Origin of the sequence: Caulobacter sp. DWR2-3-1b2 (assembly GCF_049896345.1) — a bacterium.
Classification (GTDB): domain Bacteria; phylum Pseudomonadota; class Alphaproteobacteria; order Caulobacterales; family Caulobacteraceae; genus Caulobacter.
The window spans coordinates 1-23,255 of record NZ_JAFCUC010000010.1; the positions used below are offsets into that span (position 1 = coordinate 1).

Below are 23,255 nucleotides of genomic sequence, written 5' to 3' on the forward strand. Positions count from 1 at the left end.
CTGGACGACATCCTGTGGCTCAACAGGCTCCACAACCACACGCCTCGAAAGTGCCTGGGCTTCCAGACACCCGCCGAGGTCTACGCCCTGTTGCACTTCAAGTGTGAATCCACATCCCGGCATTCGCCGGGATGAGCGGACTAGGTGACCCCCGCCGCGCTCAACACCGCCGCCTGGCGCTGGGCCAGGCCCTCTTCCGAGAAGCCCTCCAACGAGGCCTCGAACAGCGCCTTCCAATTATGCCGCGCCCCAAGGTGCAAGAACGCCGCGCCCAGGCCGATAGCGGCGCGGTCCATGAACACGAACTCGCGGGGGATGGTGATCGGCCCCTTTTCCTTCAGGGCCTGGCGCACCTTGAAGGCCTCGCGGCGGCCATATTCGCCGGGCGGCACATCGTCGGCGACGGTGCGCACCCGGTCGTCCAGCAAGGGGCCGTAGATGAACCGCGCCCAGACGTTCAGCACATCGACCAGGTCGTCATTGAGATTGGCGAAGCCCCAGCTGCGATAGGCCTCCCTCTGCTCGGCGCGGTCGTCGTTCAGCAGGCCGCGATAGAGCCGCACCACCCCGGCGACAAAGCGCGGCGGAAAGATGCGGATACAGCCAAAGTCCAGCAGGTTCAGATGCGCCGCGCCATCGCCGCCCTCGGGCCCGCCAAAGGTGTAGTTGCCCAGATGCGGGTCGCCATGAATGATCCCCAGCTTGGTCATCGGGGTCCACCAGGCCTCGAACAGCAGGGCGGCGATGCGGTCGCGGGTCTCCTGAGGCGCGTCCTTGAAGGCCAGCAACCCCTGCCCCTGCATCCAGGTCATGCTCAGCAGTCGCTTGGTCGACAGCGATAGCACGGGCTGGGGCACCAGGATCTCGGCGCGGCCAGAGAAGAAGTCGCCATAGAGCGCCATCAGCTTGGCCTCGCGCTCGTAGTCCAGCTCCTCGCGCAGGCGGTCGCCGATCTCGACGATCATCTCGGTCGGGTCGATCGAGCCGTCCATGCGCTTGAACAGTCCAAACAGGCCGCGCAGCTGACCCAGATCGCTCTCGACCGCGCTCTGCATGTCCGGATATTGCAGCTTCACCGCCAGGGCGCGACCGTCGGGCCCGACGGCGCGGTGCACCTGGCCCAGGGACGCGGCGGCGGCGGCCTCGTGCTCGAAGCTGTGGAAACGACCCTCCCACTCCGGCCCCAGCTCGGCGGCCATCCGGCGGCGGACGAACGGCCAGCCCATGGCGGGGGCGTTGGTCTGCAGCTCGGCCAGCTCGGCGGCGAATTCCGGCGGCAGCAGGTCGGGCACGGTGGCGAACATCTGGGCCGCCTTCATCAGCGGACCCTTGAGACCGCCCAAGGCCGCCTTCAGGGCCTTGGCGTTGCGGGCGTCGGCGCTGTCGCCGCCGAACAGGCTGTTGGCGCCGTAGCTGACGGCCGCGCCCGACAGGCCGGCCCCGACCTTGGCGAAGCGGGTCAGGCGACCGGCGAGGCGGTCACGTTCGGGGTCTCTGGGATTATCGGCCATGCTCTAGGTCGTCCCTCTGTGGGGGAGGTGTCGGTGAAGCCGACGGAGGGGGGAGTCGGCCGGCGTGGGATTACTCCCCCCTCCGGCGCTTCGCGCCACCTCCCCCAAAAGGGGAGGACTTAAGAGTGCAGGGCCGCGCCTCACACCAAGGCCTCGAACTCGTCCACCAACCGCTCCAGCTGCGCGCAGCCCGCCGCCCAGAAGGCCTTGTCGCGCGGGTTCAGCCCGAACGGCTCCAGCGCCTGGACATAGGTGCGGGTGCCGCCGGCCGCCAGCAGGTCCTCGTAGAGCGGCGCGAACGCCGCCGGGTTCTCGCGGCGCTTTTCCATCAGGCCGCGCACCAGCAGGTCACCGAACGCATAGGCATAGACATAGAACGGCGCGTGCACGAAGTGGCTGACATAGGCCCAGTAGTGCTCATAGCCCGCATTGAGGGTCACGGCCGGGCCCAGGCTCTCGGCCATCACCTCGACCCACAGCTGGCCGATCTGGTCTGGAGCCAACTCGCCCGCTTCGCGGGCTTCGTGAAAACGCCGCTCGAAGCGGTGGAAGGCGATCTGGCGGACCACGGTGTTGAGCCCGTCCTCGATCTTGCCCGCCAGCAGCCCCTTGCGGTCAGCCGGGGTGGCCTCGGCCAGCAGCCGGTCGAACACCAGGCCCTCGCCGAAGATCGAGGCGGTCTCGGCCAGGGTCAGGGGGGTGTCGGCCAGCAGGGTGCCCAGCGGCGCGCACAGGGTCTGGTGCACGGCGTGGCCCAGTTCGTGGGCCAGGGTCAGCACGTCGCGCCGCTCGCCCATAAAGTTCATGAAGACGTAGGGGTGACGGTCGGCGGTGACCGGGTGCGAATAGGCCCCCGACTGCTTGCCGACGCGGGGGCGGGCGTCGATCCACGGCTCGGCGAAGAAGGTCCGGGCGGTGTCGGCGAATTTGGGGGCCAGGGCCTGGTAGCTGTCGAGCACGATCTCGCGCGCCTCATCCCAGCCATAGGCGCGGGGGGTGGCGGCGGTCAGGGGCGCGTTGCGGTCCCAATAGTCCAGGGTCTCGCGGCCCATGATCTTGGCCTTCAGCGCGTAATAGCGGTGTGACAAGCGCGGATAAGCCTCGACCACGGCGGCTTCCAGGGCGTCGACGGCGTCGCCGTCGACCTCGTTGGCCAGGTGGCGCGACTGGGCGGGACTGTCGAAATGCCGCCAGCGATCCTCGACCTGCTTTTCGAACGCCAGGGTGTTCATGACCAGCGCCTGGGTCGAGACACGCTCTTCCAGCGCCTGAGCCAGGGCGTCGGCGGCGGCCTTCCTGCGTTGGCTGTCGGCGTCCGACAACCGGTTCAGGGCCTCGGGCAGGGTGAGGGTCTCGTCGCCCACCTTGGCGGTCAGCTTGGCCAGGGTCTCGTCATAGAGCCGCACCCAGTTGGACACCGCCGGGCTGCGATCGACGATGTAGCGCTCCAAGTCAGGCGACAGCTCGTGGGGCCGCGACAGGCGCAGGCGGCGTAGCCACGGTGTCCAGCGCTTGGCGGCGGGATGGGCCTGCAAGGCCGCTTCCAGCTCACCGTCCTCAAGCTGGTTCAGCTCCAGCGAGAAGAACAGGCTCTCGGCGGCGATCTGCGAGGCGCGAGCCCGCAGGTCGCCCTCAAACTTGGCCCAGGCCGGGTCGTCGCGGGCGACCGAGGTCGCCAGGCTGGCATAGGCCCCCACGCTCCACAGGCCGTTGGTCGCCTGCTCGTACAGCTTGATCCCGCGATCCAGCAGAACGCCCAGGCGCTCTGGCTCGCCGCGGGCCTGCAGGAACAAGCCCTCCAGCGAGGTCAGTTCGTCATTGGCGGCCTTGGCGGCGGCCAGGTCGGTTTCGATCTGCGGATCATCGCGACCGGCATAGAGGTCGGCGAGCGTCCACTCGGGCAGGGCGTCGTTCTTGAAGGGGGCGTTCATGGTCTACCGATATGGCGCGTGAGGGGGTGGACGCAATCGCGACGGATTGAATTTCGAAGTCATTGCTCTACATTGTAGATACTTCAGCCGGAGATCGAGCCATGCGCGCATCCGTCGCCAAGTGGGGCAACAGCCTCGCCGTCCGCCTGCCGAAGGACGCGGTGGAAGCGATCGGCCTGCGCGACGGTTCCCCCCTCGACCTGACGATCCAGGACGGCGCCCTGACGCTGCGCCCGCGCCAGTGGGACATCAAGGCGTTGGTCGCCCAGATCGACGGTGATCCTCCGCCGCTGGAATTCGACGACGCCCCGCGCGGCAGCGAAGTCTGGTGAGCGACTGGTCGCCCGTTCCTGGCGAGATCGTCTGGCTCGATTTCGCCCCGACCCAAGCCACGGAACAGTCAGGACGCCGACCGGCCCTGACCCTTTCGGATAGCGGCTATAACGCCGCGACGGGTCGAGCCATGGTCGCGCCGATTACCAGCAGGGCTCGCGGCTGGCCGCTGGAGGTCGCGCTGGCGGCCAATGATCCCGTCGAGGGCGCGGTCCTGGTCGATCAGGCGCGTTGCGTCGATTGGCGCGCGCGCTTCGCCAAGCCTGCCGGTTTTTGCGCGCCTGCCACCTTGGAAGCCGTGCGCGGCAAGCTCTCGGCGTTACTGGGCCTCTAGAGCACTTCCCGACCTGACTGCGTCAGGCCGTGAGCTCTAATCTTCTGTTTTGACGCATTTTTCTTCACGCGAACCGGAACGACTTCGCTCGAAAAATGCTCTAGCCCCCACCATTACCGCGAATTAAAATGCGCCGGAGCCCGCTCCCGAATATCCTTGTTCCATCGTTGAGGGACCTTCGATGCTCCGCGTCGCCGCCGCTATCGCCATTGTGCTGAGTCTTGCCGCCGCGCCGTCGGCCATGGCGACGGACAAACCCATGGGTTGGTTCGCGACCTCGGTGCGCAGCGTGTTCATCTTCCACAGCTGCACCGAGCGGTTGAAGGAGAAGTTCAATATTGGCCCGCTCACGGGCCTTGAGGTCACCAATATGGACACCGACGCCAAGCGCGCCGACGGGGCGATGGACGTGCGGTTCGAGGCGATCACCACCGAGAAGAAGACCGCCCGCAAAACCCACTTCGCCGGCGTCTGCCATGTCGGCCCCGAGGGCGAGACCCGCATCGACGCGCGGCGGGTCAGCCAGAGCGGCGGCGAGATCCGCCGGATCAACCCCGGCAAGGCCGGCTGACATCGTCTAAGCGGCCGTTCGTTACCCCGCGTTAAGGGCGACCGTTAATCCCTGACTCACGTCTCCGAAACCCGGTCTTTACACCCGTCCTGTATCACTCTGAACCAACAAGAGCCCTGTCCCATGTCGGACGCGGCCGGTTCAGTGGGTGTCTTCAAATGACCAAGACGGTTCTCGTCGTCGACGACGATCCGACTCAACGTCGGCTGATCCAGGCCGTGCTCGAGCGCGACGGCTTCGCGGTCTCGCACGCCGAGAACGGCGACGCGGCCATGGCTCACCTGGCCAGCGGCGCGCCGGTGGATGTGGTGCTGCTGGACCTGGTCATGCCCGGCATGACGGGCCACGAGACCCTGCAGGAAGTGCGGGCGCGCGGCTTTGCCCAGCCGGTGATCGTGCTGACGGCGAGCGGCGGCGTCGACACCGTGGTCAAGGCCATGCAGGCCGGCGCCACCGACTTCTTCATCAAGCCGGCCAGCCCCGAGCGGATCACCGTCTCGATCCGCAACGCCCTGTCGATGACCTCGCTGAAGGGCGAGGTCGAGCGGCTGACCAAGCGGGCCGGCAACCGCACCACCTTCGCCGACCTGATCGGAACCTCGCCGGCCATGACCCTGGTCAAGCGCATGGGCGAGCGGGCCGCCAAGAGCTCGATCCCCATCCTGATCACCGGCGAAAGCGGGGTCGGCAAGGAGCTGATCGCCCGAGCCGTGCACGGCGCCTCTGAGCGGGCCGGCAAGCCGTTCGTGGCGGTCAACTGCGGCGCCATTCCGGAGAACCTGGTCGAGTCGATCCTGTTCGGCCACGAAAAGGGCAGCTTCACCGGCGCCACCGACAAGCACCTGGGCAAGTTCAAGGAGGCCGACGGCGGCACCCTGTTCCTGGACGAGGTCGGCGAACTGCCGCTGGACATGCAGGTCAAGCTGCTGCGCGCCCTGCAGGAGGGTGAGATCGACCCGATCGGCTCCAAGCGCTCGCAGAAGGTGGACGTGCGCATCGTCTCGGCCACCAACCGCGACGTGGCCCACGCCGTCCAGCAAGGCCGGTTCCGCGAGGACCTCTATTACCGCCTGAACGTCTTCCCGATCGAGGCCCCGTCCCTGCGCGAACGTCGCGACGACATCCCGGCCCTGGTCGAGGCCTTCATCCGCCGCTTCAACATCGAAGAGGGCAAGCGGGTGGTCGGCGCCGCGCCGGAGACCCTGGGCTTCCTCAACGCCTTCGACTGGCCCGGCAATGTCCGCCAGCTGGAGAACGCGGTCTATCGCGCCATCATCCTGGCCGACGCGCCCTATCTGCAGCCCTATGACTTCCCGGCCATTTCGGGCGTCGTGCCCCCCCTGCCGGAGGCCGTCGCCTCCACGCCTTCTACCCCCGACCTGCCCGCCGTGCTGCAGGCCGCCCGCGCCGCCATGGCGCGCACGCCCACACCGGACTCGCCGGTTCGCATCCTCGACGACCGCGGTCACTTGCGGACGCTGGAAGAGATCGAGCGCGACCTGATCCAGCACGCCATCGAGGTCTATGCCGGCCATATGAGCGAAGTGGCCCGCCGCCTCGGCATCGGTCGCTCGACCCTCTATCGCAAGGTGCGCGAACAGGGCATCGACGTCGACATGCGGGAAGCGTCGTGACCAGCGGCGGTCAGATCCACGGCGGATGGCGGTCCAAGGCCTGATCGTCAGGCCATTTTCAGCGCGGAATTGAAGGAGGGCGTCCCGTCGAGAGGCGCCTCCAGCCTTAGCCAGCCGTCGCCCGCCCGACGGGCGGCGCCTTCCAGCTCCAGACCTTTAAGTTCGGCCGTCACCGTCGCCAGCGGCACGGCGCGCCCCCACCGTTGCGTCAGCTGCCGGGTGATCTCGGCGGCTGGAGTCACCGTGTGGCCCTTGCCTAGGACCAACAGGACCATCTCGCGAACCGAGCGGCTCTTGCGGCCGCGTCGGACGGGCGCGTCGGCGGCGAAGCTGGCGGTTTCGGCGGCTACCACCCCCTCCACCAGTCCGGCCTGTTCGATCGCCCCGAGCGCCAGGCTCAAGGCCTTCAGCTCGCCCTGGAAAGGGGCTTGAGCCCGCTTCTGCGCCTCGATCATGCGGATCTCCAAATCCGCCTTGCGTCTCAAAAGATATTCGTAGGTGCTCGCCATAGGAAAATGTCCGTCGTGCGTGAAACTTCCCCCGCGGTCACGCTATCGCGGGGCGTCGCCTGCCCGCGTTTTGCGGACAAGCTGCGCCGTAAAAAATGATTAAGAAATATACCTTCAAGTATCCACGAATTTTCGGCTCTGTTCCTTTCCAGAGACTTAACGTCGTTCGCCGATCACTGTTATTAAGCAATAAAATCAATGCTTATAGGGGATTGACACCACGACTTTCGATACCGCATTGGTTGTTGACCAAGATTACCACTTTTGCTCATTTTGAGGTTTTGCTTAGGCGTTTCACGCTTGAGACGAGCGCCTTTAGTCCTTGCTCGAAGCATTGATCTGGTGTCGGCGGCCAAAACCCTTGCCGCGCTTCATCGGCTTGCGCTCGCCTTTCGCCTTGGCGGCGATTTCCTTGAGCTTGAGGGTCTGGTTGACCGACATGGCCTGGCCGGCGCCGCCCTTCTCGGGATCGCCGAACGCCCGGCCGTAGGTCTCGATGCGCTGAGCGACCGAGCCCAGGAACTCGCCCTCCCATTCGGACAGCTCGATTCCCATCTTGTCGGCCGCACGCCGCGCACGCTTCAGGGCGTTCAACGCCGCCTTGCGGGCCTGGGCTCGGGGATCGGGCGGCTTGCTGGCGCGCATGGCGACAGACTAGCGGGCGTCGGCGGCCAGACGCACGGAGAAAAATGGCCAACTTGGTTGGCTACGAACGGGGACGCTCGCATTGCGAGGTCCCCGTTCGCTCGTTAGATCGCGCCGACGGCTGACAGGTACAGGTCCAGGATCGCATCCTCTTCCTGGCGCTTGGCGCGGTCCTGCTTGAGGATGCGGACCACCTTGCGCAGGATCTTGACGTCGAAGCCGTTGCCCTTGGCCTCGGCATAGACCTCCTTGATCTGCTCGGCGATCTCGCCCTTCTCGGTCTCGAGGCGCTCGATCCGATCGATGATGCTTTTCAGCTGGCCTTGGGCGGTGGAGTTCAGGACGTCTGAATGGGCGGCGTCGTCGGCCATGGTCGTCTCGCATGTGTCGGAGGGCGGAAAGGCCGGGAACCTAGTGGCAACGGGCCGCGAGTGGAAGGCGGATTCAGCGGCCCTCGACACGTCCGCGCGAGACTTCCGCCAAGGCGGCCAGGTCGGGGGTTTCGCCCCCACCCGCCAGCAAGGCCTCCAGCCCGCCCTCGACCAGGTCGGCCAGCGGCAGGGACAGACCCTTGTCCGCGCCCGCGGCCTGGGCCAGGCGCACGTCCTTCAGCGCCAGGTCGGCGGCGAAGCCTGGTGGGTGGTAGCGCCCCTCGGCGATCATGCCGCCATAGATCTTGTAGATCGGGGCGGCAAAGAGGGTGCTGGTCAGGACCTCCAGCAGATCGGCGGCCGGCACGCCGTGCGCCGCGCCCAGGGCGGTGGCCTCGCCCATGGCTTCGACGGCGGCGACGATCATCAGGTTGCCGGCGATCTTGACGGCGTTGGCGCGAACCGGATCCTCGCCCATCGGCCAGACCTTGGCCGCCAGGGCTCCCAGCACCGGCAGGGCTTGGGCCACGGCGTCGGGCGCGCCGGCCGCCAGCACGTTCAGCCCGCCGGCCCGCGCCACCGGTGGGCGGCCAAACACCGGGGCGGCCACGTAGCCCAGGCCCAGCGCGGCGTGCCGGTCGGCCAGTTCGCGTGCGAAGGCCGTGGAGATGGTGGCCAGGTTGACGTGCGTCAAACCAGGCCTGGCGCGCGGCAGGGCGTCCAGCAGCACCTCACGGATCGCCTGGTCATGAGCCAGGATCGACAGGACCATGTCGCCCTGCAGCGCCTCCTCGATCGTTTCGGCGACCTTGGCGCCCGAGGCGGCCAAGTGCGTCGCCGGGCCGGGCGAGCGGTTCCACACCGTTACGGCGTGGCCCTTCTCCAGCAGGTTCTCCACCATGGCCTTACCCATGGCCCCCAGGCCGATGAAACCGATGTCCATGGGAAGCTCCTGTCTTCCTTCTCCCCTTGCAGGAGAAGGTGGCGGCCGAAGGCCGACGGATGAAGGGTCTCTCAAACGTCCGACGTTCGGCCAAATCGATCAACTGGTCGCGGCGGGCGCGTTCTTCAACCCCTCATCCGGCGCTTCGCGCCACCTTCTCCCGCAAGGGGAGAAGGGATTTCAGAGCAAGCCGTGCTTCTCGATCGCCGGGCGCAGGGCCGCCGGGTCGGTAAAGTGGTGGGTGTGGAAGCCCATCGCCGACGCCGCCGCGATATTGGCGGCGCTGTCATCGACGAACAGCAGGTCGGCGGCTTCCAGGCCCGTGCGCTCCAGCACAATCTCGTAGATCCGCGGCTCGGGCTTGAGCACCCGCTCTTCGGCGGAAACCACGGCGTCGCGGAAATGGCGGAAGACCGGGCTCATGGCCTGCACGCCGGGCCAGCTCTCGGACGACATGTTGGTCAGGGCGAACTGCGGCACGTCGCGGGCCGCCAGGGCCTCGATCACCGACTCGGTCTCGGCCAAGGGTCCTGAGAACATTTCGGGCCAACGGGCCCACCAGGCGGCGATGTGCTCGGCATGGTGGGGATGCTCGGCGCTCAGCGCGGCGATGTTGTCGGCGAAAGTGACGCCGCGATCAGTGGCCGCGTGCCAGTCCATAGTCCCGACATGCGAAAGGAACCGATCCAGATGAACCGGTTCCTTGAAGATTTTCGCGTAGAGCGTGCGCGGATTCCAGCGCACGATGACGTTGCCGACGTCCCAGAGCATCGCCCTGGGAGGCCGTGCGGGCGTCATCAGCCCTGCTTGGCTTTGAAGCGCGGATCGGTCTTGTTGATGATGTAGACCACGCCCTTGCGGCGGACCAACTTGCAATCGCGGTGACGCGACTTCAGCGACTTCAGCGAGCTACGAACCTTCATGACCGTCTCTATACTCAGCGGAGAGGTTCGCGACCGCCATGCTGGCGAAAGGAACATCCGGGGTGTTTCGGAGGGCAGGCGTATAAGCAGCACAGGCAGCGGAGTCAATGCGCGCCATAGGTATCAGGTCACTCAAGGAAGCGCGATGACATGACCAGGGTCGCCGGAACCCAGGGCTACGACCAGGACGTCGCGGCGTTCTTCGAACGCTCGGAAAATGTCGCCTTCGCCGACAAGCACGCCGCGGTGCTCAGCGTCCACCCCGCCCCGCCCGGCAGGATCCTCGACATCGGGGCTGGAAGCGGTCGCGACGCCGCCGACTTCGCGAACCTGGGACACACCGTGCTGGCCGTGGAACCGACGCCGGCCTTGCTGGCCGGCGCGATCGCCCGCCACGATCATCCCGCCATCACATGGCTGGACGACAGCCTGCCGGATCTGTCGGCCGTTCTGGCGCGCGGCGAGACGTTCGACCTCGTCCTGCTATCGGCGGTCTGGATGCATCTGGACGAAGACGAGAGGCGGAGGGCCATGCCGAACCTCTCGGCCCTCTTGGCGGAGCGCGGCGTGCTGATCCTCTCGTTGCGCCATGGCCCCGTCCCTCCCGGTCGCCGAATGTTCGCGGTTGCGGCCACCGAGACCATCGCCTTGGCCCAGGCCGCAGACCTTCGGATCCTGGTCCACGAGACGCAGGACTCCATCCAGCCGGCCAACCGACTGGCAGGCGTCACCTGGACGATCCTGGCGTTCCAGGCCGAAAACGCCGCAGATCGAACGCGGCAGGCCGCAACCTTCACCGCTCTGTCGCCCTTGTGATTGCGGCCTTGGTACAAACCCCGTTAGCCTGCCGTCATGGATAGACGCGTTTTTCTCGTTCTGCTGTTGGCGGGTTGCGCCGACACCTCGACCAACGCTCCGTTGTCGCCTTCGACCGCCGCACCGACGCCGCTTGGCCCCGCCCCCATGCCGCCCGCGCCGAAGCCGGTGACGGCGGGCGGCGACATCAATTTCGACGCCTGGCTGGCCGCCTTCAAGCAGAGGGCCTTGGCCGCCGGCCTGAGCCAGGCCCTGCTCGACCGCGAACTGAACGGCGTGACGCCCGATCCCAAGGTGGTGTCGCTGGATGGCAGGCAGCCGGAATTCTCCAAGCCGGTCGGCGACTATATCAAAGGCGTGATTAGCGACGACCGCGTGGCCGTGGGCCAGGGCAAGCGCGAAACCCTGACCTTCCTGCCGGGCGTGGAGAGCCGCTACGGCGTGCCGCGCGACATCCTGCTGGCCGTCTGGGCCATGGAGTCGGCGTTTGGCAAGCTGCAGGGCAGTTTCGACGTCGTGCGCTCGATGGCCAGCCTGGCCGCCGACGGGCGCCGCCGGACCTGGGCCGAGGGCGAGTTGATCGCCGCCCTGAAGATCATCGATTCAGGCGAGGCCACCCGCGCCCAGCTGCGCGGCTCGTGGGCCGGGGCCATGGGCCAGACCCAGTTCCTGCCGTCCAACTACCTGACCACCGCCGTCGACAACGACGGTGACGGTCATCGCGACATCTGGGGCAGCGACAGCGACAGCCTGGCCTCGGCCGCCAACCTGCTAAAGAAGGGCGGCTGGAAGCCCGGCGTCGGCTGGGCCAAGGAAGTCATCCTGCCCGCTGGCTTCGACTACAGCCTGGCCGAGGGGCCGCGCGAAATCCCGTCCTGGTGGGAAGCGCTGGGCGTGCGGCGTGCCGATGGCCTGCTCTGGACGGCCGCCGACGCCGCCTCGCCCGCCGGCCTGATCCTGCCGGCCGGGGCAGCGGGTCCGGCCTTCCTGGCCCTGCCCAACCATTTCGCGATCCGCACCTACAACAACTCGACGTCCTACGCCCTGGGGATCGGCCTGCTGGCCGACCGCTTCGCCGGCGGCGGGCCGCTGGTTGCATCCTGGCCGGTCGAGACGCCGCTCTCGCTGGCCGACCGGATGGCCGCCCAGATCGCCCTCTCCCGCCTGGGCTTCGACCCCGGCCCAGCCGATGGCGTGATCGGGGCCGGCACCCGCAAGGCCCTGCGCGCCTGGCAACAGGACCGCCGCCTGCCGGCCGACGGCTATCTGTCGTCCGACATGGTGGCGCGGCTGAAGGCCCAGGCGGGGATTGGCTAAGCATCCGTTGGAGTAGTCGACAACAGGCCGAACTGTTGGCATAAAGTCCAACATGAAGGCGGAGTTGCTCCTTCGCGAACGTCACCTGCTTGCTGACGCCGCTTTTGTGGAGATGCGGATTTAACGTGTAAGCCGACCGGTGCTTGGGTCGATGCACGATTTCCAATACGCGCTGGTCTACGTGGTCAGTGGCGTCTGCGCGCTTCGCTATGACAACGAGGCCGGCAAGGGCGATCACAAGCACGAAAGAGAGCGTGAACAGGTCTACGCCTTCAGGTCTTCAGAGCACCTTCTGGCTGACTTCTGGAACGCGGTCGATGCGTGGAGGCCCCAATGAACACCGTGACCCTTTCCATCGGCTTGCGCGAAGACGTCAACCGACGCGCCCTGGGGGCGTTCGAGGGCAAGCCCCAAAGCGCGCGAATTTCGTTCGCCTCAACCGACCTTCTTTGGAGCACCTTGACCCGAAAACGCTGGGAGATCCTGCGAGCCATGAGGGCTCAGGGCGCTCTATCGATCCGCGAGGTCGCTCGCCGCGTCGGGCGTGACGTCAAGGCGGTACATGGCGACGTGCGGGCCTTGATCGCAGCGGGCGTCATAGAGAGCGCTGCCGGCGGCGGCGTGATCTTTCCCTATGACGCGGTTCACGTTGACTTCACGCTCGAAGCGAGCTCGGCGTAGGCCTCAGTGCGGCCCCGTCGCGTCGATCGAGCTGGCGTCGATGACCTGGCTTTCGTCGCGGCGCTCCTGGGCCTGCTCGGCGTCGCCGACCTTGCGCATGATCGGGTCGATCAGGGCGTAGGCGACCAGGCCCGACAGGATCGCCAGGTTCAGCAGGTAGGGCGACGGATGGGCCCACTTGTAGAGCGCCACGCCAAGCACCGGGGCGATGATCACCGAAGCCCCGTTGATGGCGCTGATGGCCCCGGCCACCGCCCCCTGCTCCTCGTGCCCCACCGACAGCGAGGCGCCGGCGGTGAAGCCCGGCCGCGCGAAGCCATAGCCCAGGCTGCACAGCGCGAAAGCCACCACGAGGGTATGGTAGTCGGGCGAGAAGGCGACGATCAGATTGCCCACGGCCGCGCAGCCGGCGCCCACCCACAGCAGTTGGCGAGGCTTCAGGCGCAGCATGCGGATCAGGCCCCATTGGGCGAGCAGGCTGGCCACCGCGCCGGCCATCATCGCCACGCCCGCGAAGGCGGCGGCCTTGGCCGGCGAGATCTGCAGCTTGTCGATGACCATGAAGCCCAGGGTCTGTTGGTTCACGGTCTGGGCGCTGGCCAGGAGAAAGCCGAAGATGATGAAGGGCATGATCCGCCGGTCGTTCCAGCGCACCCGGGCGCGGGGCTTGTGGTCGGCGGCGCCTTCCCGGTCGGGGATCTCCTCCGGCTTCTCTGGCAGCCCGCGCACGACCAGCACCAGCACGATCACCGCGATCAGGGCGAACGAGAACATCGGCCCGGCCAGCGTCACCAGCGGAAAGACCAGGAACGGCGCCACGGCCGGACCGAGGATCGTCCCCAGCCCGCTGGCCGAGGCCATGGTGGCCAGGGCGTTGGTGCGGTCGGCCGGCGCGGTGCGGTCGGCGACATAGGCCTGGGCCGCAGGGTTCGAGGCCGAGCCGACCAGGCCGAAGATCGCCCGCGACAGGGCCGCGCCTGCGAACACCGCCAGCGGAACCATCAGGCCCTTCAGGCCCATGAAGATGAAGAAGCCAAAGCCCAGCATCGAGATCGCGAAACCGGCCATGCCCAGCACGACCATCGGCTTGCGCCCCCGCTTGTCGGACATTCGCGCCCAGACCGGCGACATCACGCCCCACAGCAGGGCCGACAGCGAGAAGATCGAGCTGATCAGCACGTCCGGAATGCCCACCTCGCGGCCAATGGCCGGCAGCACGGTCTGCAGGGCGGTGTTGCCGGCGGCGCTGGACAGCAGCACGGCGAACAGGATGGCGAAGGCCCTGCCCTTGGCCCGCTCATCCAGGCTGGCGTTCGCCTGCGGGTCCGGACCGGACTGCGTCATGCTCTCCCTCCCAAGCGACGCGGGAGGACGCCGTTGAACCGGCTTTGGCTCCATCGGCCGTCAAACACTTGTTAGGCGGGTGTGGCGAAAGGCGCAACATGCCCTTCTGGGAGCGCGCCTCACGCTCACCTTGGATTAAGCATTGACGGCGATGATCCGGGCGCAAGTTACCCAGGGCTCTCTTCGTCATGTTCCAGATCATCGGCATCGTCCTGCTGTTTGGCCTCGTGTTCGGCAGCTTCATCATGTCTGGCGGCAAGATGGACGTGATCATTGAGGCCGCCCCCCACGAGCTGATGTGTATTCTCGGCGCGGGCATCGCCTCGTTCCTGATCTCGAACTCGATGACGGTGATCAAGGCCACCGGCGGCGGCTTCGGCAAGATCTTCAAAGGCCCCAAGTGGAAGACCAGCGACTATAGCGACCTGCTGAGCCTGCTGTTCCTGCTGACCAAGACCATGAAGTCCAAGGGCGTCATCGCCTTGGAAAGCCACATCGAAAAGCCGGGCGACAGCACGATCTTCCAGCGCTATCCGAAGATCACCAAGGACCACTTCGCCGTCGATTTCATCTGCGACACCCTGCGGATGATGACCATGAACCTGGAAGATCCCCACCAGGTCGAGGACGCGATGGAGAAGCAACTCGAAAAGCACCACCACGAGGGCCTGGCCCCGGCCCACGCCCTGCAAAGCCTGGCCGACGCCTTGCCCGCCCTGGGCATCGTCGCCGCCGTGCTGGGCGTCATCAAGACCATGGGCTCGATCACCGAACCGCCCGCCGTGCTGGGCGCGATGATCGGCGGCGCTCTGGTCGGCACCTTCCTCGGCGTCTTCCTGGCCTATGGCATGGTCGGCCCGTTCGCCACGCGCCTGACGGCTGTGGTCGATGAGGAAGGCTCGTTCTACAAGATCATCCAGGCCGTCCTGGTGGCCCATCTGCACGGCAACGCCGCCCAGATCAGCGTCGAGATCGGCCGTGGTAATGTTCCGACCCCCTCGCAGCCGAGCTTCCTGGAGTTGGAGACCGCGCTGCAGGCCATTCCCGCCGAGGCCTGATAACGGGCGCACATGACGATCACGCAGCGATCACGGATCCGTGAATTCTCTGCTTGCCCCTGCGTTCGAACTGATGTTCTGTGATCACAGGACGCGGCCCCAAGGCCGCGTCAGCGAACACAGCAGTCGCAAGGGAAGCCCCATGACCACCAAGGTTCTCCGCACCATCCTGATCGCCGGCATGGCCGTCTCGGCCCTGTCGCTCGCCGCCTGCGGCAAGAAGGAAGAGGCCGCCGACGCCTCGACCGCCGCGGCTCAAAGCGCCGCCGCCTCGGCCAGCACCGCCACCGACGCCGCCGCGACCGCCTCCGGCGCCGCCGCCGACGCCAACAAGGCCGCCGCCGACGCCGCCGCCGCTCCGGCTGGGGCCGTCGACGCCACCACCGCCGCCGAAGCGCCGGCCGCCGGCACGACCACCACCACGACCACTGTCGAGAAGAAGACCGAAGCGCCGGCCACTCACTAAGCCTAAGCCTTTCAAGGCTTTCGGAAGGGCCGTCCGCGAGGGCGGCCCTTCTTCTATGGGCCGCTCTCGCTATAAGGCAGGCATGAGCGAGCCCGCGCCCTCCCCCGATTCTCCGCTCGTCTGGCGCGACGACGGCATGCCGCTGTCAGCGCTGTACGGCGACGTTTACTTCTCCAGCGCCGACGGGCTGGCCGAGACCCGGGCGGTGTTCCTCGAGGGATGCGGCTTGCCAGCCGCCTGGGTGGGACGCGATCACTTCACGGTCGGCGAGCTGGGCTTTGGCACCGGGCTGAACATCGCCGCCCTGCTGGACCTGTGGCGGCGAAAAAAAGTGGCGGGCCAGCGCCTCCACATCTTCTCGGTCGAGGCCCACCCGATCACCCGCGACGAGGCGGCCCGGGCCCTGGCGGTCTGGCCGGAGCTGGGCGAAGCGGCCCAGGTGCTGCTCGACCATTGGCCCGGCGTGGCGCGCGGTTTCCACCGCGTCGACCTGCCCGGCTTCGACGCCACTTTCGACCTGGCGATCATGGATGTCGAACAGGCGCTGGCGACCTGGGACGGCGCGGCCGACGCCTGGTTCCTCGACGGCTTTTCGCCCGCCCTCAACCCCGCCATGTGGCGCGAGGAGATCATGGCGGCCGTCGCCGCACGATCGGCGTCCGGCGCGCGGGCCGCCACCTTCACCGTGGCCGGCGCGGTGCGGCGCGGCCTGGCCGCCGCTGGGTTCCAAGTCGATAAACGCCCGGGCTTCGGACGCAAGAAAGAGCGACTGGAGGCCCGCCTGCCGGGCGGACCGGTCGCGGCGCCCCGCCCTCGCCGCCTGGCGGTGATCGGCGGCGGGATCGCCGGAGCGGCCTTGGCCCGCGCGGGCCGCGCCGAGGGCCTGGAGGTCTGCCTGTTTGACGACGGCCATGCGCCGGCCTCGGGCAATCCCGCCGCCTTGGTCACCCCCGCCGTAGACGCCGGCGGCGGCCTACGCGCCGCCCTGCCGGCCCAGGCCTTTGCCCGCGCCGTGGCGCTGTACGAAACCCTGCCCGAGGCCGTGATCGCCCGCGGGGTGCTGAAACTGCCCGCCGCCCCGCGCGATGAGGCTCGCCACGCCGTCGTGTCCGAGCAGGACCTGTTCGAGCCTGGCGCCATGGCCTTGTTGGACGCCGACGCCGTCACCGCGCGCCTGGGCGAGCCCGCGCCGGGCGGCTTGCTGATGACCAGCGCCCTGGTGGTGGAGCCGGCCCGCGTGCTGGACGCCTGGCGTGGCGCGCTGACCGCAACCTTGGTCGCTCGCATCAACCATGACAACGCGACCTGGCGGTTGTTCGACGTCGACGACCGTTGCCTGGCGCAAGTGGACGCGGTGGTCCTGGCCGGAGGCGCCGGGCAGGCCCGGCTATGGCCCGACGCGCCGCTGCGGCCCATTCGCGGTCAGACCAGTTGGACAACCGGCCCGGCCCCAGCCCCAGCCACCGCCCCAGACCCCGTAGCCTTTGGAGGCTACGCGACGCCGACCCGCGAAGGCGTGCTGTTTGGCGCCACCCATGATCGTGACGACCTTGGAACCGAGATTCGCGCCGTCGATCACGCCCGAAACCTGGAGGCCCTTTTCAAGGGCTTGCCGAAGCTGGCGGCCAGGCTGGATCCAGCGACGTTCGAGGGGCGCGCGGCCGTCCGGGCCACCACCGCCGACCATCTGCCCCTGGCTGGCGCGGTTCCGGACGCGCCGACGGGGCTTTGGGTCATGGGCGGCCTGGGTGGGCGCGGCTTCTGCCTGGCGCCTTTGTTGGCCGAACATCTGGTCGCCCGAATTCTCGACGTGCCCTCGCCCCTGCCTCGCCCCCTGTCGGCGCTCATCGAGCCGGCCCGATTTTCATCGCGACAGGGCGTTGGCGAACGCCAAAGCCCCTGACGATCGACCAAAGAAAAGGGCCCGGCGTCGCCGCCGGGCCCTCGACTTCAGTGCTGATCGCGATCTTTAGAAGTTGATCGAGATCGTGGAACGGCGGTTCAGCGGTTCCTTCACACCATCGCCGGTGGCGACGGCGGGAGCGCTTTCGCCCTTCCAGTCGACGGCCAGGGTGGTGGCCGCGACGCCGGCGCCGACCAGACCGTCAGCCACGGCCTTGGCCCGGCGTTCGGAAAGCTTGGCGTTGTACTTCGGCGAACCCGAGGTGTCGGTATGGCCGACCACGGTGATCTTCGTGGCGTTGCCGCCCTTGGCATAGTCAGCCGCCTGGCTGATCACGGCCTGGGCTTCCGGCGTCAGCACGTACTGATCGAACGGGAAGTAGACCACGAACTCCCTGGCTTCGTACGCAGCAGCCGGAGGCGGCGGCGGCGGGGGAGCCGGCATTTCAGGCGGGGGCGGGGGGGGCGGGGGCGGCGGGGGCGGGGGGGGCGGCGGGGGCGAGCCGAAGGTGTAACGGACGCCCAGGGTGATCGAGGTGTCCTTGTACTTGCCGCTGAAGGTGCCGACATCGGTCACCGAACCACCAGCCACGGGGCTGACGTTCGAGGTCACCGAACCCCATTGCAGGTCGTCGGTCTCCAGGTAGCGACCCGTCAGGTCCAGGGACCAGTTCGGAGCGAAGTCCCAGGCGACGCCCAGCAGGCCTTGATAGGCCAGGGCCTGGTCGACGTCGTCGAAGCTGGTGTTCTGGATTTGCGCGGTGGTGACGGGCGTGACGGCCCGGCCAGCTTGCTGACCATAGACCTTGTTATGAACCCAGGCCGTGCCGACGCCCGCCCCGATGAAGGGGTGGAAGCTGGAGTCGGGCATGAAGTCATAGATGACGTTGGCCATCAGGGTGGTGGCCTTCAGCTCGCCGTTCGGTTCGCCGCAGGTCGGGTTGGCCACGGTGCGGATCGGGCCGGCGGTGCACAGACCGATCGGCTGAGGACGACCGGCCGAACCCTTGACGCCGGAGATGTCGCCGCTGCGATAGCCGTATTCGCCTTCGACCCGCCAGTTGGGGGTAAAGCGATAACCGATGCGGCCAAAGCCCGCCCAGTCGTCGTCGGCCGAGAACGTCCATTTGTAAGGTTGGCCGTCTGTGGCGTTGACCGACGAAGTCGCCTTGACGCCGTCGGTCATGTGGTACCCGACGTCGCCGGCGACGTACCATCCGCTCAATGCACTTTGGGCGGAGGCGCCTGACGCGGCGCAGAGCGCAAGCGTCGCGACACCTGCCAGCAACCGGATTTTCATGATGTGAACCCTCTAGATGAATGTCTTGAAGCCGACAGGAGCAGCTTCAAGACGACAAACGCGCCAAGTCAGGAAATAGGTGTGGCCGATCCGCCACAACGGCCTGTATTTCGTCGAGATTGCGACTTTGCAGCCTGCAACTCCCGCCGACCTTGAACCGAACCGGCGAAATCAGAGACTGAATTCTTGATCCCCGCGCCGTGAACTCTAGATTTTGACGCCGCTTCAACACGTGAAAACGCCAAATTCCCTGAGTTTCGCGCAAAAGAAGCGCTGCAGACGGCAGAATGCTAAAGCACCAGACCGGAAATGGTTACGCCAACGGTCAGAGATTTAAAGTGCGCCTGCTGCGGAACCATTCGCGGCCGAGCAGATCCGTGCACGCAAGGCCCGACAACAACGCAATCTTGGGAGGAGATGGTGGACGCGACAGGGATTGAACCTGTGACCCCCTCGATGTCAACGAGGTGCTCTCCCGCTGAGCTACGCGTCCGCCAAAGCGGCCCTGGAGCGCTCTAAAAGCGTCCCGGGCGGGAAGGTGTGGGGGTATAGCGGCGGCTTCTGGATCGCGCAAGCCGCCTTACTTGCCGCCTGGGAAAATTTTAGGCGGCCATCATCTTTTCGACTTCGGAGACCAGGTCGCGCAGGTGCACGGGCTTGGACAGGACCTTGGCGCCGGCGGGTGCGCGGTCCTGCGCCGAGAGGGCCACGGCGGCGAAGCCGGTGATGAACATGATGCGCAGGGACGGATCACGAGCGGCGGCCTGGCGGGCCACCTCTATGCCGTCCATGCCGGGCATGACGATGTCGGTCAGCAACAGGTCCCAGGGGGTGTCCAGGTGCTGGACCGCCTCTTCGCCGTCGGCGCAGGCCTGGACCTCGAAGCCAGCCCGCTCCAGGGCGCGGGCCAGGAAGCCGCGAAGGGAGTCATCGTCTTCGGCGAGGAGGATGCGGGCCATGCGGTCAGTTTCCGGGCGAACGTCGGGATTGGAAAGGAGGAATCTAGAGAAGGACGGTAAATCGCGAATGAATTACCGCCGACCGTCCACAGTTAAAGCCTGGGCGCCCGGTCCTGTCTCTATAACGCTGCGGCCTTGTCGTTTGACCCCGGCGCGCAGGGCCGCGACAATAAGTCCATGACCGCATGGGAGCAGATCGCTTCGAAAACGCCGGCGACGGCGGAGCATGGCTTTTCGCCGGCCTTCGAAGTGTTGCGCGCCGCGCCCGAGGGTCTGCCGCCGCCGACGCCCCTGGTCTTCGCCTCGCCCCACTCGGGAAAGCTCTATCCGCCCGAGATGATGGCCGCCGCCCGGCTGGAGGCTCGCGAGTTGCGCGGCTCCGAGGACGCTTTCGTCGATGACCTGATCGGCGGCGCGCCGGCCCTGGGGGCCAATGTGATCCGGGCCCGGCTGGCGCGGGCCTATGTCGATTGCAACCGCGACGCCTGGGAATTGGATCCCGCGATGTTCGAGGACGAACTGCCCGACTTCGCCCAAGGCCGCACGGCGCGCGTGGCGGCCGGACTGGGGACGATTGCCCGGGTGGCCGGCGAAGGCCGCCCGATCTATGCCCGCAAGCTCACCTTCATCGAGGCCAAGCTCAGGATCGACACCGCCCACCGCCCCTATCACGACGCGCTGGATCGCCTGCTGGCCCAGGCGCGCAACACCCACGGCCTGGCGGTGCTGGTCGATTGGCACTCCATGCCGGCGGCGGCGGCGCGCGGCCACCGGGCGCGCGGCGGCGGTCCGTGCGACATCGTGCTGGGCGATCGCTTTGGCGCGGCCTGCTCGCCCAAGATGACCGGGCTGATGGAAAAGGCGCTGGAGACGCTGGGCTATCGCGTCGCCCGCAACGCGCCCTATGCCGGCGGCTATACCACCGAGCACTACGGCCGCCCCGCCCGACGCACCCACGCCATCCAGGTCGAGATCAATCGCGCGCTCTATATGAACGAGACCACGCGCGAGCCGACCGAGGGTCTGGCGCGCCTGAAGGCGGACATCGAGACGGTGACCCGGCAGTTGGCCGCGACGGATTGGGCTGAGTTGCTCTGAAATTCTCTCTCTTTGAGAGAGAGAGAGAGAGAGAGCCATCGCGCAGCGATGGGAGGGTGAGAGGTTACACCCTCTCAGACCAAGGCGCCGCCTGGATGCCTTGCACAACGCGCTTACCCGCGCCGGCGTATGGATACTGGGACTACCTTGAGATCCCGCGCCCGGCACCGGTTGATCAAATAAAGGTATCGAGCTTTTCCGGTTGGCCGTGAAACCTCTCACCCTCCCACCGCCTGGGGCGGCGGACCCCTCCCTCACTCAAAGAGAGAGGGTTTTTAGCCGCCCAGGGCACAGACCAAAAAAAAGCCCGGCTCGAAAGCCGGGCAGTTCATTAGGGAGGAAACGCCCAGGAAGGGCAGAGGCGGCGAGGCCGCCTCACGGGTTGCTTATAGGGTGCGGTGCGAAATGCATCAAGCAAAATGTTCGGCAACGCTGTCACTTTTTGTCGCACTCAAGCTTAGAAATCCTTTGTAACATAAGGTTTAGCGGACGCCGATCGCCAAGCTTCGCCATATTTCGGCGCAATGCTGCAGTGCACAATTGGTTGCGAGAGAAACGACATCCACTCGTAACTTTCGCAAACCCCATAAAATTAAGGGGTTTGCGGCTGACACCGGTTTCCACGTCAAAGCCTTGCGCAGAGGTGGGGTGGATAAACGTCGCGCAGTCGCGTAAAAGCCGCGCGCCTGACGCGCACAGCGTCAAACCACTTCTCTTCTCCCCGAAAGCCCGCCTTCTCCATGTCCATGCGAAACATCGCCATCATCGCGCACGTCGATCATGGCAAGACCACTCTCGTCGATCAGCTTCTCGCCCAGTCTGGCGTGTTCCGCGCCAATGAGGCGACGACCGAACGCGCCATGGACTCCAATGACCAGGAGCGCGAACGCGGCATTACGATTCTGGCCAAGTGCACCAGCGTCCTGTGGAACGGTGAAGCCGGGGAAACCCGCATCAACATCATCGACACCCCCGGCCACGCCGACTTCGGCGGCGAAGTCGAACGCATCCTGGGCATGGTGGACGGCTGCGTCCTGCTGGTCGACGCCGAGGAAGGCGTCATGCCGCAAACCAAGTTCGTGCTGACCAAGGCGCTGAAGATGGGCCTGCGCCCGATCCTCTGCATCAACAAGGTCGACCGCGCCCACGCCGATCCGGACAAGGTCCACAACGCCGCGTTCGACCTGTTCGCCGCCATCGGCGCGACGGACGAGCAGCTGGACTTCCCGCACATCTACGCCTCGGGCCGCGCCGGCTGGGCGACGATGGACCTGAACGTCCCCAACGATAACCTGGCCCCGCTGTTCGACCTGATCGTCCGCCACGTGCCGGAACCCAAGCAGATCGCCAAGGTCGACGCGCCGTTTCAGATCCTGAACGTGCTGATCGAAGCCGACCCGTTCCTGGGCCGCCTGCTGACCGGCCGCATCGAGAGCGGCAAGGCCGTTCCCGGCATGGCCATCCACGCCCTGGACCGTGACGGCAAGGAAGTCGAGCGCGGCCGCATCACCAAGGTGCTGGCCTTCCGCGGCCTCAGGCGCCAGCCGGTTGACGAAGCCGAAGCGGGCGACATCATCGCCATCGCCGGCATGTCGAAGGCCACGGTGGCCGACACCCTGTGCGCCCTGGACGTCACCGAGGCCCTGCCCGCCCAGCCGATCGATCCGCCGACCATCTCGATGAGCGTCTCGGTCAATGACAGCCCGCTGGCCGGCAAGGAAGGCGACAAGGTCCAAAGCCGCGTCATCCGCGACCGCCTGCTGCGGGAAGCCGAATCCAACGTGGCCATCAAGGTCACCGAGTCCACCGAGGGCGACGCCTATGAGGTGGCCGGCCGCGGCGAACTGCAACTGGGCGTGCTGATCGAGAACATGCGTCGCGAAGGCTTCGAAGTGTCGATCAGCCGTCCGCGCGTGGTGTACCAGATCGACCCGGAAACCGGTAAGCGCCTGGAACCGATGGAAGACGTCATGATCGACGTCGACGACGAGTTCTCGGGCATCGTCATCGAGAAGCTGTCGCAGCGCAAAGCCGAGCTGAAGGACATGGGTCCGTCCGGCGCCGGCAAGACCCGCATCTCGCTGATCGCCCCGTCGCGTTCGCTGATCGGCTATCAGGGCGAGTTCCTGACCGACACCCGCGGTTCGGGCGTGCTGAACCGCGTGTTCAGCCACTATGAGCCCTACAAGGGCCCGCTCGACCAACAGCGCAAGGGCGTGCTGATCTCCAACTCGGACGGGGAAACCGCCGCCTTCGCGCTGTGGAACCTGGAAGATCGCGGCGTCATGTTCGTGGGCGCCGGCGAGAAGACCTATCTGGGCATGATCATCGGCGAAAACGCCCGGGGTGATGACATGGACGTCAACCCGATGAAGGCCAAGCAACTGAACAACATCCGCGCCTCGGGCAAGGATGAAGCCGTCCGCCTGACCCCGCCGCGCCGCATGACCCTCGAGCAGGCCATCGCCTACATCGAGGAAGACGAACTGGTGGAAGTGACGCCCAAGAACATCCGCCTGCGCAAGCAGGTGCTGAACCCGTCGTTCCGCAAGCGTCGCGTCAAGGAAGAATAGTCGGTTCCCGGAGCATTCCGGAGCAGACGATCAAGA

The 23,255-nt window shown here is 66.8% G+C and carries 24 protein-coding genes and 1 tRNA gene; 13 read left to right on the plus strand and 12 right to left on the minus strand.

Going from position 1 to position 23,255, the window contains the following annotated elements:
* Positions 1 to 140 precede the first annotated feature (140 nt).
* Positions 141 to 1,511: an ABC1 kinase family protein gene (locus tag ACP694_RS19085; protein WP_426015111.1), complete on the minus strand. Its 1,371-nt coding sequence runs from the start codon at positions 1,509 to 1,511 to the stop codon at positions 141 to 143.
* A 140-nt stretch (positions 1,512 to 1,651) separates the two neighbouring features.
* Positions 1,652 to 3,442, minus strand: a complete 1,791-nt coding sequence (locus tag ACP694_RS19090) for a M3 family oligoendopeptidase (protein ID WP_426015113.1) — start codon at positions 3,440 to 3,442, stop codon at positions 1,652 to 1,654.
* A gap of 101 nt (positions 3,443 to 3,543) precedes the next feature.
* Between ACP694_RS19090 and ACP694_RS19095 the strand changes: the two genes are divergently transcribed.
* From ACP694_RS19095 to ACP694_RS19110, 4 genes are all read left to right on the plus strand, one after another.
* On the plus strand, positions 3,544 to 3,774 hold the full coding sequence (locus ACP694_RS19095) for an AbrB/MazE/SpoVT family DNA-binding domain-containing protein (protein ID WP_426015115.1): 231 nt from the start codon (positions 3,544 to 3,546) through the stop codon (positions 3,772 to 3,774).
* Positions 3,771 to 4,109: a type II toxin-antitoxin system PemK/MazF family toxin gene (locus ACP694_RS19100; protein WP_426015116.1), complete on the plus strand. Its 339-nt coding sequence runs from the start codon at positions 3,771 to 3,773 to the stop codon at positions 4,107 to 4,109. Before ACP694_RS19095 ends, ACP694_RS19100 begins: the two co-directional genes overlap by 4 nt.
* A gap of 181 nt (positions 4,110 to 4,290) precedes the next feature.
* Positions 4,291 to 4,680: a hypothetical protein gene (locus ACP694_RS19105; protein WP_426015118.1), complete on the plus strand. Its 390-nt coding sequence runs from the start codon at positions 4,291 to 4,293 to the stop codon at positions 4,678 to 4,680.
* 158 nt (positions 4,681 to 4,838) lie between these two features.
* Positions 4,839 to 6,314 (plus strand): sigma-54-dependent transcriptional regulator, encoded by a 1,476-nt coding sequence (locus ACP694_RS19110; RefSeq protein ID WP_426015121.1) that lies wholly within the window; start codon positions 4,839 to 4,841, stop codon positions 6,312 to 6,314.
* Between the two features lie 47 nt (positions 6,315 to 6,361).
* Here ACP694_RS19110 and ACP694_RS19115 read toward each other — a convergent pair whose 3' ends face one another.
* The 6 genes from ACP694_RS19115 to ykgO form a co-directional block, all read right to left on the minus strand.
* Positions 6,362 to 6,769, minus strand: coding sequence for a hypothetical protein (locus ACP694_RS19115; protein ID WP_426015122.1), 408 nt, complete (start codon positions 6,767 to 6,769; stop codon positions 6,362 to 6,364).
* Positions 6,770 to 7,138: 369 nt separating this feature from the next.
* On the minus strand, positions 7,139 to 7,468 hold the full coding sequence (locus ACP694_RS19120; protein WP_426015123.1) for a hypothetical protein: 330 nt from the start codon (positions 7,466 to 7,468) through the stop codon (positions 7,139 to 7,141).
* Positions 7,469 to 7,572: 104 nt separating this feature from the next.
* Positions 7,573 to 7,839 carry a DUF2312 domain-containing protein gene (locus tag ACP694_RS19125; protein WP_426015125.1) on the minus strand — a complete coding sequence of 89 codons (267 nt, stop codon included), beginning with the start codon at positions 7,837 to 7,839 and terminating at the stop codon, positions 7,573 to 7,575.
* Between the two features lie 73 nt (positions 7,840 to 7,912).
* Positions 7,913 to 8,782 (minus strand): NAD(P)-dependent oxidoreductase, encoded by an 870-nt coding sequence (locus ACP694_RS19130; RefSeq protein ID WP_426015126.1) that lies wholly within the window; start codon positions 8,780 to 8,782, stop codon positions 7,913 to 7,915.
* A gap of 180 nt (positions 8,783 to 8,962) precedes the next feature.
* Positions 8,963 to 9,580, minus strand: a complete 618-nt coding sequence (locus ACP694_RS19135) for an HAD-IA family hydrolase (protein ID WP_426015127.1) — start codon at positions 9,578 to 9,580, stop codon at positions 8,963 to 8,965.
* On the minus strand, positions 9,580 to 9,705 hold the full coding sequence (gene ykgO, locus ACP694_RS19140) for a type B 50S ribosomal protein L36 (RefSeq protein ID WP_007663273.1): 126 nt from the start codon (positions 9,703 to 9,705) through the stop codon (positions 9,580 to 9,582). The genes ACP694_RS19135 and ykgO overlap by 1 nt, the downstream gene beginning before the upstream one ends.
* 150 nt (positions 9,706 to 9,855) lie before the next feature.
* On the opposite strand from ykgO, the gene ACP694_RS19145 reads away from it, so the two are divergent.
* From ACP694_RS19145 to ACP694_RS19160, 4 genes are all read left to right on the plus strand, one after another.
* Entirely contained in the window at positions 9,856 to 10,521 is a 666-nt protein-coding gene (locus tag ACP694_RS19145) for a class I SAM-dependent methyltransferase (RefSeq protein WP_426015129.1), read from the plus strand.
* A gap of 36 nt (positions 10,522 to 10,557) precedes the next feature.
* The gene (locus ACP694_RS19150) at positions 10,558 to 11,838 is read left to right on the plus strand and encodes a lytic murein transglycosylase (protein ID WP_426015130.1); all 1,281 of its coding nucleotides are present in this window, start codon (positions 10,558 to 10,560) and stop codon (positions 11,836 to 11,838) included.
* Positions 11,839 to 11,989: 151 nt separating this feature from the next.
* A complete protein-coding gene (locus ACP694_RS19155; RefSeq protein ID WP_426015133.1) occupies positions 11,990 to 12,175 on the plus strand; it encodes a toxin-antitoxin system TumE family protein in 186 nt (61 codons plus the stop codon).
* The gene (locus tag ACP694_RS19160) at positions 12,172 to 12,519 is read left to right on the plus strand and encodes a winged helix-turn-helix transcriptional regulator (protein ID WP_426015135.1); all 348 of its coding nucleotides are present in this window, start codon (positions 12,172 to 12,174) and stop codon (positions 12,517 to 12,519) included. The genes ACP694_RS19155 and ACP694_RS19160 overlap by 4 nt, the downstream gene beginning before the upstream one ends.
* 3 nt (positions 12,520 to 12,522) lie before the next feature.
* On the opposite strand, the gene ACP694_RS19165 is transcribed toward ACP694_RS19160, so the two are convergent.
* A complete protein-coding gene (locus ACP694_RS19165) occupies positions 12,523 to 13,863 on the minus strand; it encodes an MFS transporter (RefSeq protein ID WP_426015136.1) in 1,341 nt (446 codons plus the stop codon).
* 188 nt (positions 13,864 to 14,051) lie between these two features.
* Between ACP694_RS19165 and motA the strand changes: the two genes are divergently transcribed.
* The 3 genes from motA (at position 14,052) to mnmD (ending at position 17,290) form a co-directional block, all read left to right on the plus strand.
* Positions 14,052 to 14,921, plus strand: coding sequence for a flagellar motor stator protein MotA (gene motA / locus ACP694_RS19170; RefSeq protein ID WP_426015137.1), 870 nt, complete (start codon positions 14,052 to 14,054; stop codon positions 14,919 to 14,921).
* 142 nt (positions 14,922 to 15,063) lie between these two features.
* The gene (locus tag ACP694_RS19175) at positions 15,064 to 15,387 is read left to right on the plus strand and encodes a hypothetical protein (protein WP_426015139.1); all 324 of its coding nucleotides are present in this window, start codon (positions 15,064 to 15,066) and stop codon (positions 15,385 to 15,387) included.
* Positions 15,388 to 15,469: 82 nt separating this feature from the next.
* Positions 15,470 to 17,290: a tRNA (5-methylaminomethyl-2-thiouridine)(34)-methyltransferase MnmD gene (gene mnmD, locus ACP694_RS19180; protein WP_426015140.1), complete on the plus strand. Its 1,821-nt coding sequence runs from the start codon at positions 15,470 to 15,472 to the stop codon at positions 17,288 to 17,290.
* Positions 17,291 to 17,356: 66 nt separating this feature from the next.
* Here mnmD and ACP694_RS19185 read toward each other — a convergent pair whose 3' ends face one another.
* The 3 genes from ACP694_RS19185 to cpdR form a co-directional block, all read right to left on the minus strand.
* Positions 17,357 to 18,589: an OmpA family protein gene (locus ACP694_RS19185; protein ID WP_426015142.1), complete on the minus strand. Its 1,233-nt coding sequence runs from the start codon at positions 18,587 to 18,589 to the stop codon at positions 17,357 to 17,359.
* 418 nt (positions 18,590 to 19,007) lie between these two features.
* Positions 19,008 to 19,082 (minus strand) — tRNA-Val (locus ACP694_RS19190).
* Positions 19,083 to 19,191: 109 nt separating this feature from the next.
* Positions 19,192 to 19,548 (minus strand): cell cycle two-component system response regulator CpdR, encoded by a 357-nt coding sequence (cpdR, locus tag ACP694_RS19195; protein WP_426015143.1) that lies wholly within the window; start codon positions 19,546 to 19,548, stop codon positions 19,192 to 19,194.
* Positions 19,549 to 19,725: 177 nt separating this feature from the next.
* Between cpdR and ACP694_RS19200 the strand changes: the two genes are divergently transcribed.
* Together ACP694_RS19200 and typA are read left to right on the plus strand one after the other, a co-directional pair.
* Positions 19,726 to 20,646 (plus strand): N-formylglutamate amidohydrolase, encoded by a 921-nt coding sequence (locus tag ACP694_RS19200; protein WP_426015145.1) that lies wholly within the window; start codon positions 19,726 to 19,728, stop codon positions 20,644 to 20,646.
* A gap of 740 nt (positions 20,647 to 21,386) precedes the next feature.
* Positions 21,387 to 23,219, plus strand: a complete 1,833-nt coding sequence (typA, locus tag ACP694_RS19205; protein WP_426015147.1) for a translational GTPase TypA — start codon at positions 21,387 to 21,389, stop codon at positions 23,217 to 23,219.
* The last annotated feature ends 36 nt before the right edge of the window (positions 23,220 to 23,255 follow it).

Excerpts from the sequence above, each read along its gene's own strand:
- ACP694_RS19085 (WP_426015111.1), bottom strand. The coding sequence starts at position 1,511 with ATGGCCGATAATCCCAGAGACCCCGAACGTGACCGCCTCGCCGGTCGC.
- ACP694_RS19090 (WP_426015113.1), bottom strand. The coding sequence starts at position 3,442 with ATGAACGCCCCCTTCAAGAACGACGCCCTGCCCGAGTGGACGCTCGCC.
- ACP694_RS19095 (WP_426015115.1), top strand. The coding sequence starts at position 3,544 with ATGCGCGCATCCGTCGCCAAGTGGGGCAACAGCCTCGCCGTCCGCCTG.
- ACP694_RS19105 (WP_426015118.1), top strand. The coding sequence starts at position 4,291 with ATGCTCCGCGTCGCCGCCGCTATCGCCATTGTGCTGAGTCTTGCCGCC.
- ACP694_RS19110 (WP_426015121.1), top strand. The coding sequence starts at position 4,839 with ATGACCAAGACGGTTCTCGTCGTCGACGACGATCCGACTCAACGTCGG.
- ACP694_RS19115 (WP_426015122.1), bottom strand. The coding sequence starts at position 6,769 with ATGATCGAGGCGCAGAAGCGGGCTCAAGCCCCTTTCCAGGGCGAGCTG.
- ACP694_RS19120 (WP_426015123.1), bottom strand. The coding sequence starts at position 7,468 with ATGCGCGCCAGCAAGCCGCCCGATCCCCGAGCCCAGGCCCGCAAGGCG.
- ACP694_RS19125 (WP_426015125.1), bottom strand. The coding sequence starts at position 7,839 with ATGGCCGACGACGCCGCCCATTCAGACGTCCTGAACTCCACCGCCCAA.
- ACP694_RS19130 (WP_426015126.1), bottom strand. The coding sequence starts at position 8,782 with ATGGACATCGGTTTCATCGGCCTGGGGGCCATGGGTAAGGCCATGGTG.
- ACP694_RS19135 (WP_426015127.1), bottom strand. The coding sequence starts at position 9,580 with ATGACGCCCGCACGGCCTCCCAGGGCGATGCTCTGGGACGTCGGCAAC.
- ykgO (WP_007663273.1), bottom strand. The coding sequence starts at position 9,705 with ATGAAGGTTCGTAGCTCGCTGAAGTCGCTGAAGTCGCGTCACCGCGAT.
- ACP694_RS19145 (WP_426015129.1), top strand. The coding sequence starts at position 9,856 with ATGACCAGGGTCGCCGGAACCCAGGGCTACGACCAGGACGTCGCGGCG.
- ACP694_RS19150 (WP_426015130.1), top strand. The coding sequence starts at position 10,558 with ATGGATAGACGCGTTTTTCTCGTTCTGCTGTTGGCGGGTTGCGCCGAC.
- ACP694_RS19155 (WP_426015133.1), top strand. The coding sequence starts at position 11,990 with ATGCACGATTTCCAATACGCGCTGGTCTACGTGGTCAGTGGCGTCTGC.
- ACP694_RS19160 (WP_426015135.1), top strand. The coding sequence starts at position 12,172 with ATGAACACCGTGACCCTTTCCATCGGCTTGCGCGAAGACGTCAACCGA.
- ACP694_RS19165 (WP_426015136.1), bottom strand. The coding sequence starts at position 13,863 with ATGACGCAGTCCGGTCCGGACCCGCAGGCGAACGCCAGCCTGGATGAG.
- motA (WP_426015137.1), top strand. The coding sequence starts at position 14,052 with ATGTTCCAGATCATCGGCATCGTCCTGCTGTTTGGCCTCGTGTTCGGC.
- ACP694_RS19175 (WP_426015139.1), top strand. The coding sequence starts at position 15,064 with ATGACCACCAAGGTTCTCCGCACCATCCTGATCGCCGGCATGGCCGTC.
- mnmD (WP_426015140.1), top strand. The coding sequence starts at position 15,470 with ATGAGCGAGCCCGCGCCCTCCCCCGATTCTCCGCTCGTCTGGCGCGAC.
- ACP694_RS19185 (WP_426015142.1), bottom strand. The coding sequence starts at position 18,589 with ATGAAAATCCGGTTGCTGGCAGGTGTCGCGACGCTTGCGCTCTGCGCC.
- cpdR (WP_426015143.1), bottom strand. The coding sequence starts at position 19,548 with ATGGCCCGCATCCTCCTCGCCGAAGACGATGACTCCCTTCGCGGCTTC.
- ACP694_RS19200 (WP_426015145.1), top strand. The coding sequence starts at position 19,726 with ATGACCGCATGGGAGCAGATCGCTTCGAAAACGCCGGCGACGGCGGAG.
- typA (WP_426015147.1), top strand. The coding sequence starts at position 21,387 with ATGTCCATGCGAAACATCGCCATCATCGCGCACGTCGATCATGGCAAG.